The sequence below is a fragment of the Nocardia sp. CA-128927 genome (assembly GCF_050955855.1).
Lineage (GTDB): Bacteria > Actinomycetota > Actinomycetes > Mycobacteriales > Mycobacteriaceae > Nocardia.
On the sequence record NZ_CP192087.1, the window covers coordinates 6,961,706 to 6,980,919 of the forward strand.

A 19,214-nucleotide genomic window follows, 5' to 3' on the forward strand; every position below is an offset into this window, starting at 1 on the left:
TCACTTACCCCCTTCGGTCAGGGTGACCTGCTGCGGCGCGAATCCCGCACCGGTCACGTCGATACCACCGGACATCAGCAGTTCCAGTGCCTTGATGACGTAGTCGCTCGAGTAGGCGCTCGCGTCGGGGTCCTTCTTGAGAACCGTTGCGCCCTCTTGGTTCTTGGTGTCCTTGGCGATCTGCACGGTGCGCGTCCAGGCGTTGCTGTCCACGATGCCGATCCCCGCGGGCGACGGCCAGATCAGCTTGTTCACCTCGTTGATCTGCCACTTCTGGTGGGACGCGCCGAGCGTGCTGCCCGCGGCGACGGTGATGTCGCGGCACTTGTCCACGTTGTCGCGGCAGAAGATCCAGCCCTTCAGCGAGGCGGCGATGAACTTCACCGTCTGCTCTTGGTATTTGGTGTCCTTCAGCTTCTCGGTGTTGGCCCAGATGGCATCCTGCAACATCGCGACGCCCTCGCTGTTCCAGTCGATGGTGGCGAAATCGTCTGCGGTGTAGAGCTTTCCGGTGGCCGGGTTCTTCGTCTCCAGCAGCTGGGCGTACTCGTTGTAGGACATGGCCTGCGCGGCGGCGATGTCCTTGGCCAGGAAGGCGTTCATGTCGAACTGCTGCTGCACCAGTTTGACGTCTTTGGCCGGGTCGATCCCCGCCTTGGTCAACCCGGCGAACAACTCGAATTCGTTGCCGTAGCCCCAGTTTCCGACCGTCTTGCCGCGCAGCGCGGCCGCGCCGGCGATGTTCTCCGACTTGAACGACACCTGCTTGGTGCCCGAACGCTGGAAGATCTGCGCGACGTCGGTGATGCCCGCGCCCGCCTCGCGGGAGGCCAGCGCCTTCGGCACCCAGGCGATGGCGTAGTCGGCCTGCCCCTGCGCGAGCACCGTCTGTGGGACGATATCCGTTCCGCCGTCGAGGATTTCGACGGATAACCCCTGCTCCTTGTAGAAACCCTGGTCGACCGCGGCCAGGTAGCCCGCGAACTGTCCCTGTTTGAACCATTGCAGTTGCAGCCGCACCTTGGTGAGCCCGTCCGCCGTGGTGCCGGAGGAACTGCCGGTGGTGCTACAACCGGTCAGCGCGGCCGCGACCAGCGCGGCGAGTGCCAAACAGGTACGGAATCGCTTGTGGGACTTCGTCATCTAGATCTCCAGAGGGTGGTGCGGGGTCTACGGGTGAGTTGTTCGAGGAGTAGGACGGCGGCCAGGAAGAGCAGGCCGACGAGCACGGCGCCCGCCACGTAGGCCCACGCCCTGGGGTAGGCGGTATTGGCGGCGGCGGAGGTGATGCGGCTGCCGAGGCCGTTCTGCAGCCCGCCGAAGTACTCGGCGATGATGGCCGCGATCACCGCGCCCGGTGCGGCGATGCGCAGGCCGGTGAACAGGTACGGCAGCGCCGCGGGCAGCCGGACGGTGCGGGTGATCTGCCAGCCGCCCGCCGCGTAGGACGTCATCAGGTCGGTGTGGACCTGCGGGACCTGACGCAGCCCCCGGGCCGTGCTGACGAACATCGGGAAGAACACGACGATGGTGACAACCATTCGGCGCGGGGTGTCCGTGGTGGTCGAGTACATCGAATTCAGCAGGGGCGCAAGGGCAACGATCGGCACGGCGGCCGCGGCGGCGGACAGCGGCGTCAGCAGTCCCTCGACTAGATGGAACCGGACTGCCAGCATCGCCGCGACGATACCGAGTACGGCGCCGACCAGCAGGCCGATGAACGCATTGGTCCCGGTCGCGGTCGCCGCGTCGGCGATGCGGCCGAAGTTCTCGGTGAATTCGCTCGCGATCGCGGTGGGCGCGGGTAGCAGGAACGATGGGACCCCGGCGACGACGGTCAGCACCTGCCACAGGGCGAGCCCGCCGATGCCGAACAGTAACGGCGGCAACACCGTTCGCCACGGCAGCGCCGTTTTCCAGGACATCAGACCTCCCGCCCGGCGACCGCGCCGGTGTCGCCGTGGCCACCGCGCAGTGCCTCGCGCACGGCGGCCACCGCCTCGAAAAACGCTGGGCTGGAACGCACATCGTCGCCCGCCTCGGCCGCGTCGCGCCTGCCCCAGCCGCCGGTCGGCACGATCTCGGTGATCCGCCCCGGTCGCGGCGACATGACCACCACCCGGTCGGACAGGAACACCGCCTCCGGAATCGAGTGCGTCACGAAGACCACGGCGGCCTCGGTCTCCCCCGCGATCCGCAGCAGCTCACCCTGCATCCGCTCGCGGGTCATCTCGTCGAGCGCGCCGAACGGTTCGTCCATCAGCAACAGTGAGGGTTTCGGCGCCAACGCCCGCACGATCGCGACGCGCTGCTGCATGCCGCCGGACAGTTCGGCGGGGTAGCGCTTGGCGAAGTCGGTCAGCCCGGCCATCTCGAGCAATTCCGCACTGCGCGTGCGCCGTTCGCTCTTCGAGACCTTGTGCAGTTCGAGCGGCAGTTCAACGTTCGCCTGCACGGTGCGCCAATCCAGCAGCCCGGACTGTTGGAAGGCGATGCCGTAATCCTGATCGATCCGCGCCCGCCGCGCGGTCTTCCCGTGCACCGTGACGGTGCCGCCGGTCGGCTGCTCCAGGTCGGCGATGATGCGCAGCAGCGTCGACTTGCCGCAGCCGGAAGGGCCGATCAGCGAGACGAATTCGCCCGCGGCGACGGTCAGCGAGACCTCCGACAATGCGGTGACCGAACCCGCTGAGTAGATCTTGCCCACGTTCGCGAGTTCGACTGCGGCGATGCGCTCTGCGGCCTGCTCGGCGAGATCGACGGCACCCGCCGAGTCCGGCGCTGGTGTCGCCGTGGTGGCGACGGCCGGTTGTGCTTTGGCGGTCAACGGATACCTCCTGGAAGGCCCACCCGGCCGGGTGGACGGTCATAGCGATGCGCTGGGCCGGATTCGACGGTCCCGGTACACGTGGTCATCGGACTTCTGTCGATGAGCACGCCGAGCGAGACGGTCGTCGATAGCGACGCAGCGTGCGTTCGGGATCGGCGCTGCCTGCGGCGGTCTCGCGCCGAGACAAGGCGAGCACACCAGTTGCACCGTGGGCCCGAGCTGCGACCGGCCGACGCGCGATCACCGGTCACCTCTCGGGGAACGAGCAGAACCGACAGGGCGGCTGTAGCGACGCAAGGCGAATTCCGCGAGACCGACAACCGCCGTGATCGCGACACCCAGCAGAGCGGCGGCCAAGACAGCCGCGTACAGCCGAGACGCGTCGCCGGTGGCCTGCTGGGCGAAGACGATGATCTGGCGGCCGATGCCGCCCGCTGTGCCGGTGGAGATCTCGGCGACGACCGCGCCGATCACCGAGGCGGCGGCGGCCAATCGCAAAGCGGGCAGCAAGTGTGGGACGGCCGACGGGAAACGCAAGTGCACCAGGGTTTCCCACCAGCTGGCCGAATAGCTGTGCAGCAGTTCGACCGACGCCTTCGACGGTGCCTGCAATCCGCGCAGCATGCCGACGGCCACCGGGAAGAATGCGAGATACGACGCGATCACCGCGATGCTCATCCACGGCCGCCACGGCTCACCCGCGATCACGATCTTGCCACCCCACCCGGCCACCAGCGGAGCCAAGGCGATCAGCGGAACCGTCTGCGACACAATGATGTAGGGCAGTAGCCCGCGTTCGACCCAAGCGAAGCGCTGCATGAGGATCGCCAGTGCCACCCCGACTACGGTGCCGATGACGAGCGCGAGCATAGCCAGACCGAAGGTGAATCCCGCTGTCCTGAGCAAGGTTTCACCCACCGTGCCCGCGTTGTCCCGCTCGCCGAGCACGGTCAGAACCGACCACACGTGCGGCAGCGCTCCGTCACCGGTGCGCGGCAGGATCCGCTGGTCGCCGATGCTCACACCACGTTCCGGGACAACGAGTTTCACCAACTCCCAGAGCGCGAGCACCAGCACCAGAACGGCGACCGCATAACCCACGCGGGCCGCCCGCCCCCTCACCTACCCTCCAGGTACACCGGGCGCATCTGCCGCGCACCTTCTCGCCACCTGCGCACGAAATTGCCAGCAATTCCGTGCGCAGCCGCACAATCCATGCGCGCCGTGGGCGGTTGACAGTCGGCTCGGTGCTGGTGACGGTCCGCGACCAGCGCGGACGCAGCAGCGGATGCCGTCATCAGGCGCCTTCCGTCGCGGTGACCGGGTGCGCCAGCCGGGGCAGCACGGACTCGCCGTACGCCTCGAGCGTCGCGGTCTTCGCGTCGTGTTGCAGGTAGACCGCGAACTGGTCCACCCCGAGCTTCTCCAGCTCACGCAGCCGAGCCAGTTGATCATCGGGCGTCCCGAGCAGGCAGAAGCGGTCCACGATGGTGTCGGGCACGAAGTCGGCATGCGTGTTGCCCGCGCGACCGTGCTGGTTGTAGTCGTAACCTTGCCTGCCCGCGATGTACTCCGTGAGCGCGGCCGGAACATCGCTGCCCGCACCGTATTTCGCCACGATGTCGGCGACGTGGTTGCCGACCATGCCACCGAACCAGCGGCACTGTTCGCGGGCGTGGGCCAGCGCGGCATCCGACCCGTCAGTCACGTAAGCCGGCGCGGCAACACAGATCTTCACCGAGCCGGGATCCCGCCCCGCACGCTCGGCCGCGGCCCGCACCCTCGCGATGGTCCACGCGGTGATGTCCGGGTCGGCCAGTTGCAAGATGAACCCGTCGGCGACCTCGCCGGTGAGATCCAGTGCGCGCGGACCGTATCCGGCCATCCAGACCTCGAGCCGGGATGCGGCGGCCCACGGGAACCGCACGATCGTGTCACCGACCCGGGCACTGCGGCCGTTGCCGAGTTCCCTGATCACCTCGATGGATTCACGCAGGGTGGCCAGATTGGTCGGCTTGCCACCGAGGGTGCGGACCGCCGAGTCGCCGCGCCCGATGCCGCACACGGTGCGGTTGCCGAACATGTCGTTCAGCGTGGCGAAGGTCGACGCCGTCACCGTCCAGTCCCGGGTGGCCGGGTTGGTCACCATCGGGCCGACCACGACCTTCCTGGTGGCGGCGAGGATCTGGCTGTAGATGACGTACGGCTCCTGCCACAGCAGGTGCGAGTCGAACGTCCAGACGTGTGAGAACCCGTGGGTCTCGGCCTGTCTGGCCAGTTCGACCACCCGGGAGGCGGGGGGTGTGCATTGCAGCACCACACCGATGTCCATGCGGCACTCTCCGTTTCGAGGTCGGAGACAGCTGGGCTGTCAGATCAGGTTCTGCGACAGTTCACGTTTGACGAACCGGCCGTGCCCGGCGCTGCCGAGGTACTCGCCGTTGTCGATGACCACGCGGCCGCGCGAGAGGACGGTGTCGACGTGGCCGTCGATCTCGAAGCCCTCGTAGGCCGAGTAGTCCATGTTCATGTGGTGGGTCTTGCCGAGGCCGATGCTGGTGTGCCCGTTGGGGTCGTAGATCACGATGTCGCCGTCCGCGCCCGGACTGATCACGCCCTTGCGCGGGTACATGCCGAACATCCGGGCGGGCGTGGTGCAGCAGACCTCGACCCAGCGTTCGAGCGAGATCTGACCGCTCTTGACGCCCTGGAACATCAGGTCCATCCGGTGCTCGACGCCGCCGATCCCGTTCGGGATCTTGCTGAAATCGCCGATGCCCATTTCCTTCTGGTCCTTCATGCAGAACGGGCAGTGGTCGGTGCTGACCGTCGTCACGTCGCCGGTGCGCAGGTAGCGCCACAGCTCGTCCTGGTGTCCCTCGGCCCTCGATCGCAGCGGCGTCGAGCACACCCACTTGGCGCCCTCGAAACCCGGTGCGCCCAACTGTTCTTCGAGCGAGAGGTACAGGTACTGCGGGCAGGTTTCGCCGAAGACATTCTGGCCGTTGCCGCGTGCGGTGGCAATCTGTTCCAGCGCCTGCTTCGCCGACACGTGCACCACATACAGCGGTGCACCGGTCAACTGCGCCAACATGATTGCGCGATGGGTGGCCTCCTCCTCCATCTGCCACGGGCGGCTGGTGCCGTGGAAGTAGGGGGCGGTGTCGCCGCGCGCGATGGACTGCTCGACGAGCACGTCGATGGCGATCCCGTTCTCCGCGTGCATCATCAGCAACGCGCCCAGATCGCCCGCCGACTGCATGGCGCGCAGGATTTGACCGTCGGTGGAGTAGAAGACACCCGGGTAGGCCATGAACAGCTTGAAACTGGTGACGCCCTCGGACACCAATTCGCTCATGCCCTTGAGGGATTCGTCGTTGACCTCACCGATGATCTGATGGAAGCCGTAGTCGACGGCGCACTTGCCCGCCGCCTTCTGATGCCAGGCGCCGAGTGTGTCCTGGAGCCGCTCCCCCGGTGTCTGGACCACGAAATCGACGATCGTCGTGGTGCCACCCCACGCCGCGGCGCGGGTGCCGGTCTCGAAGGTGTCGGACGCCTCGGTGCCGCCGAACGGCATCTGCATGTGCGTATGTCCGTCCACGCCACCGGGAATCACGTATTTGCCGGTCGCATCGATGACCACCTCGGCGGTGGTCGCCAGGTCCGCGCCGAGGGCGGTCGAGCCGGGTTGTAGTACGGCGACAATGGTTTCGCCGTCCACCAGCACATCGAGCAGTTGCGATCCGGTGGCCGAGACCACCGTGCCGCCATGGATGAATGTCAGTGTCATGTGATCGCCGCCGGCCTTACGGAGCCACCAGCGGACCATAGGCGTCCGGTCGGCGGTCGCGATAGAAGGCCCACCGGTCGCGCACCGTCTTGATCAGGTCCAGGTCCAGGTCGCGGATCACCAGTTCGGGGTCGGTGTCCGAGGCGACCTCGCCGACGAACTTGCCCTCAGGGTCGACGAAGTAGCTGGTGCCGTAGAAGTCGTCGTCGCCGTACTCTTCGATGCCGACCCGGTTGATCGCCCCGATGTAGTACTCGTTGGCCACCGCCGAGGCGGGCTGCTCCAGCTTCCACAGATAACCGGATAGGCCACGTGAGGTCGCGGACGGGTTGAACACGATCTCCGCGCCCGCCAGGCCCAGCGCGCGCCAGCCCTCCGGGAAATGCCGGTCGTAACAGATATAGACGCCGACCTTGCCGACCGCGGTATCGAACACCGGCCAGCCGAGATTGCCCGGTCGGAAGTAGAACTTCTCCCAGAAGCCGTTGACGTGCGGAATGTGGTGCTTACGGTACTTGCCGAGGTAGCTGCCGTCGGCGTCGATCACCGCCGCGGTGTTGTACAGCAGGCCCGGCTGCTCCTGCTCGTACACCGGCAGGACCATCACCATGCCCAATTCCCTTGCCAGCGCGGCGAATCGCTCCGTCGTGGGGCCGGGCACCGACTCCGCGTACTCGTAGAACTTCGCGTCCTGTAACTGGCAGAAGTACGGGCCGTAGAACAGCTCCTGGAAGCAGATCACCTTCGCGCCCTGCGCGGCCGCCTCGCGTGCGTAATCCTCGTGCGCTTTGATCATGGACTCTTTGTCGCCGGTCCAGTTCGTCTGGACGAGCGCCGCTCGAACGATTCCCATGCTTTGTTATACTTCACGCCGAACCAATTCGGTTGTGTTACAAGATTGCGGAAACAGTTTCGTAGCCGTAAACCTTGATTCTGGTCGTAGTTCCGGCGCCACACCCGACGCAGAATGACGGTGTGAGCGAGCGAATCGGAGGCACAGCGCCCATGCGTATCACGCCTGCGCGCGGCGCCGCCAGAGGTCGATCCCCAGACTTGCCGGGTGCCGCCCTGCTGCTCTCGACCTCCCGCTGGCGATGGGGGTGTGGCTGTGACGATTGAGCCGACGGCCGCCACCACTGCGGACGAGACGGCCACCGCGAACGGATCGGGTCGGTTCATCGCGGACCTCGACGACCGGACACCCGCAGGGATCGCCGCAGCGGTCAGTAGACAGATTCGTTCGGGGGCGTTGACGCCCGGGTCCAGGCTGCCCACTGTTCGGGAAGTCGCCCGCGAGTTGAAGGTCTCGCCCGCGACCGTGAACCAGGCGTGGCGGGCGCTCGCTGCCGCAGGAGCGATCGTCGCGCGCGGACGGGCGGGCACCTTCGTCGGCGCACCCGTCGCCACCAGGCCCGTCACCGCTGTCGGCCGCTATCAACGGCTACATCCGCCGTCCTACAGCGCCTTCCGGGTCGATCTCTCCCGTGGGACGCCCGATCCCGAGCTGCTGCCCGATCTCGGCGCCGCGCTGCGCGATCTCACCAGAGACGGGGCCAGCGACCTCGCCGCCGACTACCTCGGCGAGGCGGTGCTGCCGGAGCTGGCCACCAAAGTCCGTGCCGACTGGCCGTTTCGGGCGGAACGGCTCGCCGTCCTCGACGGCGCACTGGATGCCGTCGACCGACTCCTGGCCGCGCACGTCCGGCTCGGTGACGCGGTTGCGGTCGAAGATCCCTGTTTCCCACCGTTTCTCGACCTGCTAGCTGGTCTCGGCGCCCGCGCCATCCCCGTCCGGATGGACGAATCCGGCTTGCTGCCAGACGAACTCGCGCGTGCCGTCACCGAACACGGGGCCACCGCGCTCATCCTGCAACCGCGCGGTCAGAACCCCACCGGCGTCTCCATCACCGCCCGCCGCATCCGCGAACTGTCCGGAATCCTCCAGGACACCGGCACTCTCGTCATCGAGGACGATCACTCCGCCGGAATCGCCGCCGCCCCACTGCGTTCCCTCGGCAGCCGACTCCCCCGGCGCACCGTGCACATCCGCTCCTACTCCAAATCGCACGGCGCCGACCTGCGCCTCGCCGTCGTGGGCGGTCCCGCCGAACTCCTCGACCCGGTCATCGAACGCCGCATGCTCGGCGCGGGCTGGACCAGCCGACTCCTCCAGCGCGTGCTGCTGAGCATGCTCGACGACGAAACCGCCGTGCACGCCGTCACCACCGCCCGCGCCGAATACCGCAGGCGCTCAGCCGAACTCCGGCGCGCGCTGACCCGCCGCGGCGTCACCGTCGCCCGCGGCGACGGCATCAACCTCTGGCTCCCGGTCGCCGACGAGAACGCCGCGATGATCTCCCTCGCCGCCGCGGGCATCAAAGCCGCGCCCGGCGGCCCCTTCATCGTCGGCGACCCCCCACCCACCGATCACCTCCGCATCACCATCTCCCCCCTCGCCGACAACGACCTCGATTGGCTCGCCACCGAACTCGCCGCCGCCACCGTCGCCGCCCCCACCTACCGCCGGATCCGCCGCGCCTGAATGCGCCGTCGCATAGCCCACAGACATCTGTCCTCGAGGCGGCAACGCTGTTCCGTCGAAATCCATAGCCCACAGACATCTATCGGGTGCGCGGGGAACCCGTGAGTTATGCGAAGCATCTAAGCGGACCTTCCAGTATGTGGAATCCGCAATGATCCCTACCGTCCCGGCACGGTGACGGCGGCGAGATGGCATGATTCGGCACGGTATCGGCCGGTGCGCAATCCGAATGAAGGAGATTCCTAGCGGTGAGCAGCGAAGTGCAGGGGCGGCAATTCGGCAACAGCAAGCGTGGGCGGCGGTTCGGCGTGCCGCGCGGGGTGCTACGCGTGGTCGGTGTCGCGGCGGTCGCGGCGGCGCTCGCGGCGTTCGCGTCCGGCGGTGTCTCGGCGAACACCTGGAGCGTGCGCACCCAGCAGCCCGCGCAGTGCGGCGCGCCCGCAGAAGGCGCGGTGACCGCCCGCAACAACTACCCGGCTCCCGGTCCGGCCACCGAGCCCGGTGCCACCTACACCGCGAAGCTCGACACCACTTGCGGCGCAATCGACATCGCCCTCGAGCCGAAGGCGCCGCTGACGGTCAACTCGTTCGCGTTCCTGTCCAACGAGCAGTACTTCAACCACACCAAGTGCCACCGGATCACCACCAGCGGCATCTTCGTCCTGCAGTGCGGTGATCCCACGGCGACCGGCACCGGCGGCCCCGGCTACCAGTTCCCGGACGAGAACCTCGCAGGCGCCACCTACCCGGCGGGCACCGTCGCGATGGCGAACGCCGGTCCGAACACCAACGGCAGCCAGTTCTTCCTGGTCTACAAGGACAGCCCGCTGCCCCCGAGCTACACCCCGTTCGGGCGGATCACCGGCGGCCTCGATGTCCTCGAATCCGTTGCCGCCGCGGGCACCCGGGACGGTAGTCCCGATGGCGCCCCGCGTGACGACGTAGTGCTCAACAAGGTCGAGACCTTCAAGAACTAGCACCCCCTCCGAGACAATGGCGGCGTCCTCGACGCCGCCATTGTTGTATCGATCTACTTGTGCGGGGTGAGGTCGAACGTGGTCGAGCCGTTGTTGCCGGACGGGATGATGGGCAGGGTCACCGAGGACGGGTGTTCGGGGTCCTTGTAGATGGTTTGGGTTGCCTGCTCGGTGCGGGTGCTCTCGCCGAAGGGTTCGCCGGTGTTCGGGTTCGGCGCGTATTGCGGGTAGTCGCTGCTGGATACGGCGATGCGGATGCGGTCGCCTGCCTTGAATTGGTAGCTGGTCGGCCAGATCTTGATGGTGAACTGGTAGGGCTGGCCGGGCACGATCGGCGTGGGGTTCGTGAGCGAGTCGCGGAAAGCGGCGCGGATGATGCCGTTGTTGAGGTTGACCGAGGACCCTTCTGGCGCAAGCACTTCCAGGCGCGCGACGAAGTCGGTATCGGGTGCGGTCGAAGAGGCCCAGAGTTTCACCGTGATCGGACCGGTGAGTTCGGTGTCGGCGCTGAGTGGTTCGGTGTCGTAGGTGAGCACGTCCGAGCGCTGCTCCACCGCGGCCTGATCGAACGGTCCCTGTGGTCCCGTGCCGACGCCGCAGCAGGAGTGTCCGCCGATGCTCGGTGCCGGATCGGTCGGGTCATAGAGATAGCGGTCGGGATCAGCGGGGGCGGTCGGCGCCTGCTCGACCAGCTTGCCCGCGCGGCCCGCGAGACCGATCGCGCCGCCGCCGTTGAAATAGTAAGTCTCCCACTGGGTTTGCGGCAGCGGCCAGCTCGGAGCCGACTTCCACTTGTTTGCGCCCATCACGTAGTAGTCGACTCGCGGGGTGCCCGCGACGCCGTTGTCCACGCCCTTGAGGAAGTGGTCGTACCAGGCCAGCATCAGCTCGTTGATCGGGCTGTTGCCCACCGGTCCGAGCTGGTCGAGACGGGGCGCGATGTTCGACGTCGGCCTGCCCCAGCCGAGGTGGTCCCACGGGCCGATGACCAATCGCTGATTCTGCCGAGCTTCCGGCGTCCCGCCCTTGTCGACCATGCCGGTGAAGTTCTCCACGCCACCGGCCAGGAAGGCGTCGTACCAGCCCTCCACGCCGAGCACCGGTACCTTCACGTTCTGGTAGCGCTCGCGGATGCTCCGGTTCTTCCAGGAGTCGTTGTAGGTCGAGTTGCGGATCCAGTCGAAGTACCACGGCGCGACCGCCGGATTACCCGGCTGCAGCGGCGGAAAGTCTTTGTACGGGCGGAAATTCATCCACTGCGTGGTGTTCTGCATGGCCGCCTGAATCTGCCCCATCGCCGCGGTGTCGTGCCGCTGCTCGGCCGATTCCACCCCGATCGTGCCCATCGCCCACGGTTCGACGAAGCCGAGCCGGAACTGCCCGCCCTCATACGTCCAACCGTCGTAGTAGTCCGATGCGGTGTTGGCCGGAACGATGGCGGCCAGATGCGGCGGGGTCTCCACCGCCGCGAGCCACTGCGTCGCACCGATGTAGGACGACCCGTACATGCCCACTTTGCCGTTCGTGCCAGGCAATTGGGCCGCCCACTCGACACTGTCGTACCCGTCGCGCATGTCGTTGTCGAACTCGGTGAACACCCCGTCCGACTTTCCGAGCCCCCGAATGTCTTGAATCACAACGAGATAGCACTGCGAGGCAAACCAGTCCGGCGTCTGATAACGCGAAGGTTGGATCTGCGCAGCGGTTTTCCCGTACTGCGTCCGCATCAGGATGACCGGAACCGGATCACTGGTCTTGGGCCGATACACATCCGCCCGCAACACCGTCCCATCCCGCATAGCCGCAGGAACATCGGTCTGCTTATCGACCGCACACTTCCCCCGCCCCTCGTTCGGCGGCCAGGCTGCCGCCGCCCCCGGCACCGCCGCCGACGTACTCGCCGCATGATCGGTATCGGAACTCGAGGTACACCCGCCGACCAACACCCCCACACACAACACCGCGGTAAGCAGGCGACCAACGCCCATTCCGTGAGCAGACAAGCTGACACACCTCCCAGGAGAGGCGCAAACGGACACTCGACGCGTGTCACCCAGCAGTGCGAACGCCTCTGTCGAGGAAATGCTACCAAGATCTAGTAGCAACGTCCTATGAATGAGTACAGCCGACGCCTCTGCGAAATCAGTTGGGGGGCTGGCCGTTCAGGAAGTAGACGGCTTCCAGAGGTGGGTTGTCGGGGTCGGCGAAGTAGCCGGCGTAGATGCCCCAGGGGCGTTCGAGGGGTGGGCGGATGATGGTGCCGCCAGCTGTTTCGGCTTGGTCGAGGATATGGTCGACGGCTTCTCGGGTGTCTACGAAGAAGCCGAGGCTCATTGGGGAGCCTTCGATTTGGAATCGACTTGCCACTGTGTAGGGCTCAGTCAACCCGTGCGGCGGCGTTGGTCTTGAATGAATCGGACACCGACGGGTCGTGGGGTTCATGCACCTCGGCGGGTGACGGTGATGATCTCTGGGCTGGTTGCTGTCAGCGGGGTGCGGTCCCAGTCCCCGTACTGCTCTGTGATGGCCAATCCTGCTTCGGACAAGTAGGTGGCCAGGACGGTCGCGTCGAGGAATCGCAGGGTGCTGTGGCTGACCTCCGGTTGGTCCCACTGGTCGCTGGTGAAGGTGTGGGTGAACGACACCAGGTCGCCTTCGACGGGTTCGGTGACCTCACATACGCAGCACACCACCGCACCCGACTCGTCCGAGACCAAGTCGGAGTATCGCTGATTCCACGTCTTCCATTCCCGCACAAGGGGATTACGGGTTTCGAAGGCGAAGCTGCCGTTGTCGGTCAGCGTCGCGGCGATCACCGCCAGCGTGGACCGCAGTTCGTCGTCGGTGACGAGTACTTGGAAGGCGTGACCGGTCATCACCACCAGGTCGAACTGCCGATCCCAGCCGCGCACTGCACTCGCGTCGCCGTGCACCCACTCGATATCACCACGCGCCCTTGCCACTTCGAGCATCCCCACCGCCGGATCGAGCCCGCACAAGCGACCGGTATGCCCCTCGTCCCGAGCCCTGCGCAGCAGTTCACCCGTCCCGCACCCGACATCGAGGACGGATTCCGCAGCCATGATCAACGGCAGGTAGAACGTGAAGTCCCCACGCGTTTCCCACGGATTGAAGCGGTCATACACCGCCGCTAGCTGTGTCTCGCTGAACGCCCTATCGACCATCCTCGGAGGATGTCAAAAAGCCACGCCCCACCGCCACCGATTTCCGCCTCAGCCACGCACACGGCGGATTCCAGCGGCGAAATCGTCCAGGGCGGTGACAGCGTTACCGAACGTTATCCCCTTAAGGTTTGGTTACACAGCCACACTATCCAACCCTACGAGCCCGAACTCACCACTCCACTCGCTGATGCACGCTCACAGCTTCAGCAGGCCGGGCCAGGTTTCGGACCAGGGGGCGCGGGGTTGGTCGCAGCGCCAGATGGTGACGTCGCGGGTGGAGCCGGGGAAGCCGAGTGGGGTGTCGGCGTGGCCGATGGGGGTGATGGCGGCGAAGAGCGGGCTGACGTCGGGTTCGTTGTTGCCTACCCAGAGGATGGTGGTTGCGGAGTCGGGCGGGGTGCCGAAGTAGCCGTAGCCGCGGTTGGGGCTGTAGATGGCGGGGAGGTCGTCGGCGCCGTAGATGTCGAGTGCGCTTGCCTGCCAATAGGAGTCGGTGATGATGGCGACGTTGGCGCGGTCGGCTTCGGGGAGCGATCGGTAGGCGGTGACCGTAGCCGCGGCGAGTTCGGGCCAGCCGAATCTGCCGTACACGCCGATCGACAGGCCCGCATCGGCCTCGCTCGTCGCGGGCTTGATACTGGATTCTGGCCGCCACGGCATCGTAAATGATGCCAGCACAACGGATATGACGATCATGGTGATGGTGACGATGGTGCGCACGCGGCCGGTTTTCTCGGTCCAGCGAACCGCGCCTGCGGCCATGATCACGGCGTAGCATCCGGCCGCGTAGTACGCCCTGCCGTCGGTGGCGATGAAGGCGACAGCGAGCAAGAGCGGAAGTAGGGCGAGGAATCGGTACTGGTGCAACGGTTCCCAGCGGAAGAGGACCACGATTCCGTAGATCAGCAGCAGGCCGCCGAGCAGTCCGGCGGAGGCGATGGCCAGCGGTAGCCAGGTGTAGCGGCCACCGACGGTGGCCTGTTCTTCGGCGACCACCGCGCCGAGCCGCAGCTGCGGCCAGTCGTGGTTGGCCTGCCAGATCAAGCTCGGCAACGTCAGGAGAACGACGAGCCCGGCACCCAACCACAGTGCGGGGCGTCGGAACAGGTCGCGCGGGCCATAGCACGCCACGCCGATCGCGATGGCGATCCAGAAGAACGGGATCAACCATTTGACCTGCATATCCACGGCGGTGGCCAGCGACGCCCACAGCAGCAGCGAGTCGTGCCGGGTGCGTACCCAGCGAACGAGCAGCCAGCTGATCAGCACCCACAGCGCGGTGTCAACGGTGTTGGTGGCCAACTGAGTTCCCTGCACCAGCAGGAATGGCGAAGTCGCATAGGCGGTTGCGGTCAGCAGCTGCGCATTGCGTGATCCACCGAACTCCCTGGCGATCTGCGCGCTGATCAGCACCGCGGCGACAGTCACCAGCATGGCCGGAATGCGCTGCGCCACCATGGATTCCGGCGCGATCACGTCCATCAACCGGGCGATCGCGGGCAGCAGCGGACCCTGGTCGGCGTAGCTGACCGCGAGCCTGCGCCCCGCGGAGATGAAATACAGCTCGTCGCCGAAGAATCCGTAGCGGCCCGCCGAAGCCAGCAGCGCGATCGCCGACACGATCGCGATGGCGCCCACTCCGGCGAGCGCGAACGGCGGCTGCTCCTCGGTCGTATCCAGCTGCCGCACTTGGGTTGTCGCAATGTCAGTCATCTTCCCCCAGCTTTCGCGTAGCCAAATCGAACAACCGGCACGTGTGTGCCGTAAACCCGTCCATATCGAAGTCCGGCTCCCGGATGGCGCGCCCGGCGGCGCCGTCGATCGCGTCGCGGATGGACTTCGCCATCATCACCGCGTCGAACTCGCCGAAGTCTCCGGCCTGCTGACCTTCCTGCATGATGTCGATCAGCGGCACGATGATCTCCCGCTCCCCGTCGGCCGAGGCGAACTTCGGCCGACCGTCCGCGTCGCGCAGATTCATCACCACATCCATCAGCGCCGCGATGTAGTTCTTGTTCGCGGCGATGAAGGCGAGATTCGATTCGATGTAGGCCAGCAACATGTTTCGCGGCCCGACCGCGGCCGCGACGGCGGGTCCGATGAGCTCCGCGCCCGACACGTAGAGCTGGACGACCAGTTGCGTCATCAGATCGTCTTTCCCGGCGAAGTGGTACGAGATGACCCCTTTGGAGATCCCGGCATGCTCGGCGATCCGCGCGAGCGACGCCTTGCCGTACCCGACCTCGGAGATCACCTCGACCGCCGACGCGATGATCTGCCGCCGACGCGCCTCCTCGATAAACGACCTCGGCTGGCCGCTCGGACTATTTTCTGACCGCACGGCCAGATATTAGCCCGATCAGCCAGTGAAGTGCCGGGTGCTGCCGCGCTCCCACCCCGGATCGCCGTCCTTGACGAACCCGATCCAGCTGCGGCGCATCTCGTCGACCAGCCGCTGCGGACGCTCGCCTTGCAGCATCGGCGCGTGCTGCCAGGCCTCCGCGCTACCGAGCACGAACGGCAGTTCGAGGCAGTGGCACGCCCGGAACGGACTGCCCGCCGGATACCAGTCGAACTCGAACACCCAGGCCGCGCCGCCGCCCTCGTTCAGCGACTCGCTCAATCGCCAGGTCGGCCCACCGAAGATCTGCTCCGAGACCGCCGCCACCGCGTCCCAATCGTCGGAAAAGAACGCGGCCGCCTCATCTTTGGTCGTCCCCATCAGCATCGGCATGCGGCTCTCGCTCACCGCGCGTGCCGGATCGGCGGCGACCAACGCCCCGTCCCCGACCAGTTGGAACGGCGGTATCACCTGCCCCGCAGCCCCTTTCGCGACCGCCAGCTGCGCGGCCAGCAAGGCGTCAACCGGCACGTCGCCGAGCTGCCCCGCCTCAATTCCCAACTCCTGCAAGAACTTCGCACCGGTTCGCTCGGCCGCGTCCGGCGTATCGGGGAGCATCCCGAGCGGCGTACTCTGCAGAATCGCCTGCCGGAACAACCCACCCGCCCGGTCCCCCGACAACATCGCCACCAGCGAAATCGCGCCCGCCGACTGACCCGCGGCAGTCACCCGCGCCGGATCTCCACCGAAGGCCGCGATGTTGTCCCGCACCCAGGTGAGCGCCGCGATCTGATCGAACACACCCAGATTGCCGTCGCTCACCCCCGGCAACCGCAGAAACCCGAGCGCCCCGAGCCGATAGTTGACCGTCACCACGACAACGTCACCCAGCGCTGCCACCTCGGCCCCGTCGTACCACCCGAGCCTGCCCGCCCCGCTGGAGAACCCGCCGCCGTGCAGAAACACCAGCACCGGATGTCCCTCCCCCGCCGGTGCCCACACATTCAACGACAGGCAGTCCTCCCCCTGCGGCACCTCGAACGACCCCATCGCCCGATCCAACCGCGACGCCAATTGCGGTGCCGCCACCCCGAATTCACTCGCCGCCCGAACCCCCGGCCACGGCGCCACCGCCTCCGGCACCCCGAACCGCACGGCCCGCGCATACGGAATCCCCCGGAAAACGGTCACCGCACCATCGGCAACCCCGCGCACCTCACCGGCCTCGGTCTCGACAACTACCGCCTGATTGATCTCACTAGTCATGCGTCCGAGTCTGCCGCGACCACCGCCCGCCGAACCACCATTCCGCCATCACACGCCGCAATCAGCCGACCGCCGACCCGAACCGGCCGGATTCGGATACGAAAAAGCCGCGCTCCCAATGGAAGCGCGGCCCTTCGTACTGAAACCTACAGGTACTGACCCGTGCTGGACTCGGTGTCGATCGCCCTGCTCGCGCTGGCGTTCTTGCCGGTGAATTAGACGCAGCCGGATGTAGACGATCCGCTCGCCCGGACGCGCCACACGAAAAAGCCGCGCTCCCAATGGAAGCGCGGCCCTTCGTACTGAAACCTACAGGTACTGACCCGTGCTGGACTCGGTGTCGATCGCCCTGCTCGCGCTGGCGTTCTTGCCGGTGAATTAGACGCAGCCGGATGTAGACGATCCGCTCGCCCGGACGCGCCACACGAAAAAGCCGCGCTCCCAATGGAAGCGCGGCCCTTCGTACTGAAACCTACAGGTACTGACCCGTGCTGGACTCGGTGTCGATCGCCCTGCTCGCGCTGGCGTTCTTGCCGGTGACCAGCGTGCGGATGTAGACGATCCGCTCGCCCTTCTTGCCCGAGATGCGGGCCCAGTCATCGGGATTCGTGGTGTTGGGCAGGTCCTCGTTTTCGGAGAACTCGTCCTGGATCGAATCGTAGAGATGCTGGAGGCGCAGGCCCGGGTTGCCGGTGTCGAGGACCGACTTGATGGCGTACTTCTTGGAGCGGTCCACGATGTTCTGGATCATGGCGCCGGAGTTGAAGTCCTTGAAGTACAGGACTTCCTTGTCACCGTTGGCGTAGGTGACCTCCAGGAAGCGGTTGTCCTCGCTCTCGGCGTACATCCGGTCGACGACCCGTTCGATCATCGCGTGCACGCACAGGGCCTTGTCGCCGCCGAACTCGGCGACGTCGTCGGCATGCAGGGGCAGCGTCTCCGTGAGGTACTTGGAGAAGATGTCCGTTGCCGATTCCGCGTCCGGCCGCTCGATCTTGATCTTCACGTCCAGGCGGCCGGGCCGCAGGATCGCGGGGTCGATCATGTCCTCGCGGTTGGAGGCACCGATCACGATGACGTTCTCGAGTCCCTCGACGCCGTCGATCTCCGACAGCAGCTGCGGCACGACCGTGGTCTCCACATCGGAGGACACGCCCGAACCACGGGTGCGGAAGATGGAATCCATCTCGTCGAAGAACACGATCACCGGCGTACCTTCGGACGCCTTCTCGCGAGCCCGCTGGAAGATGATCCGAATGTGGCGCTCGGTCTCACCCACGAACTTGTTGAGCAGCTCGGGGCCCTTGATGTTCAGGAAGAACGACTTGGCTTCCTTGGCATCCTCACCGCGCGCCTCGGCGATCTTCTTGGCCAGCGAGTTGGCCACCGCCTTGGCGATGAGTGTCTTACCGCAACCGGGCGGACCGTAGAGCAGCACACCCTTGGGCGGGCGCAGCGCGTACTCGCGGAACAGGTCCTTGTGCAGGAAGGGCAGCTCCACGGCGTCGCGGATCTGCTCGATCTGCCGACCGAGACCACCGATATCGGTGTAGTCGACGTCCGGAACCTCTTCCAGCACAAGGTCTTCGACCTCGGCCTTGGGAATGCGCTCGAACGCGAACCCGGCCTTGGTGTCCACCAGCAGCGAATCACCAGGACGCAGTTTACGAATCGGGGAGTCCGGGTCGTCCATGTCGTCGTACTCGGCGACCTTGGCCAGCGGACCCGCCAGCCAGACCACGCGCTCTTCGTCGGCATGACCGACGACGAGGGCACGACGGCCGTCATCGAGGATCTCCCGCAGGGTGCCGATCTCGCCGATCGCGTCGAACACTCCGGCCTCGACGACCGTGAGCGCCTCGTTGAGGCGGACGGTCTGACCGTATTCCAGGGTCGAGGTCTCGATGTTCGGTGAACACGTCAATCTCATCTTGCGACCCGAAGTGAACACGTCGACCGTCTGATCGTCGTAGACGCCGATCAGGATTCCGTATCCGCTCGGCGGCTGACCGAGCCGATCGACTTCCTCACGCAAGGCGACGAGCTGCTGGCGCGCCTCCTTGAGGGTGTCCATCAGCTTCGTGTTGCGAATCGTCAGCGAATCGATGCGGGCTTCCAATTCCCGTGCACGATCCGGCGAATCGGCGAGTTGCCTGCGGAGTGCAGCCGCTTCGGCGCGTACCGCCTCGAGCTCTCTCCAGGCCGCCGAATCCGAATTCTCGATGGGGCTCATGTGCTGCTCCTCCCAGTCCCGGTCTATCAACGCTACCGGGCGCGAAC

16 protein-coding genes are annotated in these 19,214 nt (G+C 66.3%); 2 read left to right on the forward strand and 14 right to left on the reverse strand.

The window, feature by feature from the left end; genetic code table 11:
* The 7 genes from ACQPW1_RS31915 to ACQPW1_RS31945 all read right to left on the reverse strand — a co-directional run bounded on the left by ACQPW1_RS31915 (position 1) and on the right by ACQPW1_RS31945 (position 7,476).
* The gene (locus ACQPW1_RS31915; protein ID WP_433655468.1) at positions 1-1,143 is read right to left on the reverse strand and encodes an ABC transporter substrate-binding protein; all 1,143 of its coding nucleotides are present in this window, start codon (positions 1,141-1,143) and stop codon (positions 1-3) included.
* Positions 1,140-1,925, reverse strand: coding sequence for an ABC transporter permease (locus tag ACQPW1_RS31920; protein WP_433655469.1), 786 nt, complete (start codon positions 1,923-1,925; stop codon positions 1,140-1,142). Before ACQPW1_RS31920 ends, ACQPW1_RS31915 begins: the two co-directional genes overlap by 4 nt.
* Positions 1,925-2,827 (reverse strand): ABC transporter ATP-binding protein, encoded by a 903-nt coding sequence (locus tag ACQPW1_RS31925; protein WP_433655470.1) that lies wholly within the window; start codon positions 2,825-2,827, stop codon positions 1,925-1,927. The genes ACQPW1_RS31920 and ACQPW1_RS31925 overlap by 1 nt, the downstream gene beginning before the upstream one ends.
* A 243-nt stretch (positions 2,828-3,070) precedes the next feature.
* Positions 3,071-3,952 carry an ABC transporter permease gene (locus ACQPW1_RS31930; protein ID WP_433655471.1) on the reverse strand — a complete coding sequence of 294 codons (882 nt, stop codon included), beginning with the start codon at positions 3,950-3,952 and terminating at the stop codon, positions 3,071-3,073.
* Positions 3,953-4,127: 175 nt separating this feature from the next.
* The gene (locus ACQPW1_RS31935) at positions 4,128-5,162 is read right to left on the reverse strand and encodes a TIGR03842 family LLM class F420-dependent oxidoreductase (RefSeq protein WP_433655472.1); all 1,035 of its coding nucleotides are present in this window, start codon (positions 5,160-5,162) and stop codon (positions 4,128-4,130) included.
* A 39-nt stretch (positions 5,163-5,201) separates the two neighbouring features.
* Complete coding sequence (gene hydA / locus ACQPW1_RS31940; protein WP_433655473.1) at positions 5,202-6,623, reverse strand: dihydropyrimidinase; 1,422 nt, start codon at positions 6,621-6,623, stop codon at positions 5,202-5,204.
* Positions 6,624-6,639: 16 nt separating this feature from the next.
* Positions 6,640-7,476 (reverse strand): nitrilase-related carbon-nitrogen hydrolase, encoded by an 837-nt coding sequence (locus ACQPW1_RS31945; RefSeq protein ID WP_433655474.1) that lies wholly within the window; start codon positions 7,474-7,476, stop codon positions 6,640-6,642.
* 255 nt (positions 7,477-7,731) lie between these two features.
* Between ACQPW1_RS31945 and ACQPW1_RS31950 the strand changes: the two genes are divergently transcribed.
* Both ACQPW1_RS31950 and ACQPW1_RS31955 read left to right on the forward strand, forming a co-directional pair.
* Complete coding sequence (locus ACQPW1_RS31950; protein ID WP_433655475.1) at positions 7,732-9,165, forward strand: PLP-dependent aminotransferase family protein; 1,434 nt, start codon at positions 7,732-7,734, stop codon at positions 9,163-9,165.
* Positions 9,166-9,413: 248 nt separating this feature from the next.
* Positions 9,414-10,142 carry a peptidylprolyl isomerase gene (locus ACQPW1_RS31955; protein WP_433655476.1) on the forward strand — a complete coding sequence of 243 codons (729 nt, stop codon included), beginning with the start codon at positions 9,414-9,416 and terminating at the stop codon, positions 10,140-10,142.
* 53 nt (positions 10,143-10,195) lie between these two features.
* On the opposite strand, the gene ACQPW1_RS31960 is transcribed toward ACQPW1_RS31955, so the two are convergent.
* From ACQPW1_RS31960 to arc, 7 genes are all read right to left on the reverse strand, one after another.
* Positions 10,196-12,130 carry a CocE/NonD family hydrolase gene (locus ACQPW1_RS31960; protein WP_433665382.1) on the reverse strand — a complete coding sequence of 645 codons (1,935 nt, stop codon included), beginning with the start codon at positions 12,128-12,130 and terminating at the stop codon, positions 10,196-10,198.
* A gap of 154 nt (positions 12,131-12,284) precedes the next feature.
* Positions 12,285-12,584, reverse strand: a complete 300-nt coding sequence (locus ACQPW1_RS31965) for a VOC family protein (RefSeq protein WP_433655477.1) — start codon at positions 12,582-12,584, stop codon at positions 12,285-12,287.
* Positions 12,581-13,327, reverse strand: a complete 747-nt coding sequence (locus ACQPW1_RS31970) for a class I SAM-dependent DNA methyltransferase (RefSeq protein ID WP_433655478.1) — start codon at positions 13,325-13,327, stop codon at positions 12,581-12,583. Before ACQPW1_RS31970 ends, ACQPW1_RS31965 begins: the two co-directional genes overlap by 4 nt.
* Before the next feature lie 195 nt (positions 13,328-13,522).
* Entirely contained in the window at positions 13,523-15,040 is a 1,518-nt protein-coding gene (locus ACQPW1_RS31975) for an ArnT family glycosyltransferase (protein ID WP_433655479.1), read from the reverse strand.
* Positions 15,033-15,668, reverse strand: a complete 636-nt coding sequence (locus ACQPW1_RS31980) for a TetR/AcrR family transcriptional regulator (protein WP_433655480.1) — start codon at positions 15,666-15,668, stop codon at positions 15,033-15,035. Before ACQPW1_RS31980 ends, ACQPW1_RS31975 begins: the two co-directional genes overlap by 8 nt.
* Positions 15,669-15,686: 18 nt before the next feature.
* A complete protein-coding gene (locus ACQPW1_RS31985; RefSeq protein ID WP_433655481.1) occupies positions 15,687-16,934 on the reverse strand; it encodes a carboxylesterase/lipase family protein in 1,248 nt (415 codons plus the stop codon).
* Between the two features lie 472 nt (positions 16,935-17,406).
* Complete coding sequence (gene arc, locus ACQPW1_RS31990) at positions 17,407-19,167, reverse strand: proteasome ATPase (RefSeq protein ID WP_433655482.1); 1,761 nt, start codon at positions 19,165-19,167, stop codon at positions 17,407-17,409.
* Between the last annotated feature and the right edge of the window lie 47 nt (positions 19,168-19,214).

Bases quoted from the DNA above. Each gene is read 5' to 3' on its own strand.
- ACQPW1_RS31915 (WP_433655468.1), bottom strand. From the start codon at position 1,143: ATGACGAAGTCCCACAAGCGATTCCGTACCTGTTTGGCACTCGCCGCG.
- ACQPW1_RS31920 (WP_433655469.1), bottom strand. From the start codon at position 1,925: ATGTCCTGGAAAACGGCGCTGCCGTGGCGAACGGTGTTGCCGCCGTTA.
- ACQPW1_RS31935 (WP_433655472.1), bottom strand. From the start codon at position 5,162: ATGGACATCGGTGTGGTGCTGCAATGCACACCCCCCGCCTCCCGGGTG.
- hydA (WP_433655473.1), bottom strand. From the start codon at position 6,623: ATGACACTGACATTCATCCATGGCGGCACGGTGGTCTCGGCCACCGGA.
- ACQPW1_RS31945 (WP_433655474.1), bottom strand. From the start codon at position 7,476: ATGGGAATCGTTCGAGCGGCGCTCGTCCAGACGAACTGGACCGGCGAC.
- ACQPW1_RS31960 (WP_433665382.1), bottom strand. From the start codon at position 12,130: ATGGGCGTTGGTCGCCTGCTTACCGCGGTGTTGTGTGTGGGGGTGTTG.
- ACQPW1_RS31965 (WP_433655477.1), bottom strand. From the start codon at position 12,584: ATGAACCCCACGACCCGTCGGTGTCCGATTCATTCAAGACCAACGCCG.
- ACQPW1_RS31970 (WP_433655478.1), bottom strand. From the start codon at position 13,327: ATGGTCGATAGGGCGTTCAGCGAGACACAGCTAGCGGCGGTGTATGAC.
- ACQPW1_RS31975 (WP_433655479.1), bottom strand. From the start codon at position 15,040: ATGACTGACATTGCGACAACCCAAGTGCGGCAGCTGGATACGACCGAG.
- ACQPW1_RS31985 (WP_433655481.1), bottom strand. From the start codon at position 16,934: ATGACTAGTGAGATCAATCAGGCGGTAGTTGTCGAGACCGAGGCCGGT.
- arc (WP_433655482.1), bottom strand. From the start codon at position 19,167: ATGAGCCCCATCGAGAATTCGGATTCGGCGGCCTGGAGAGAGCTCGAG.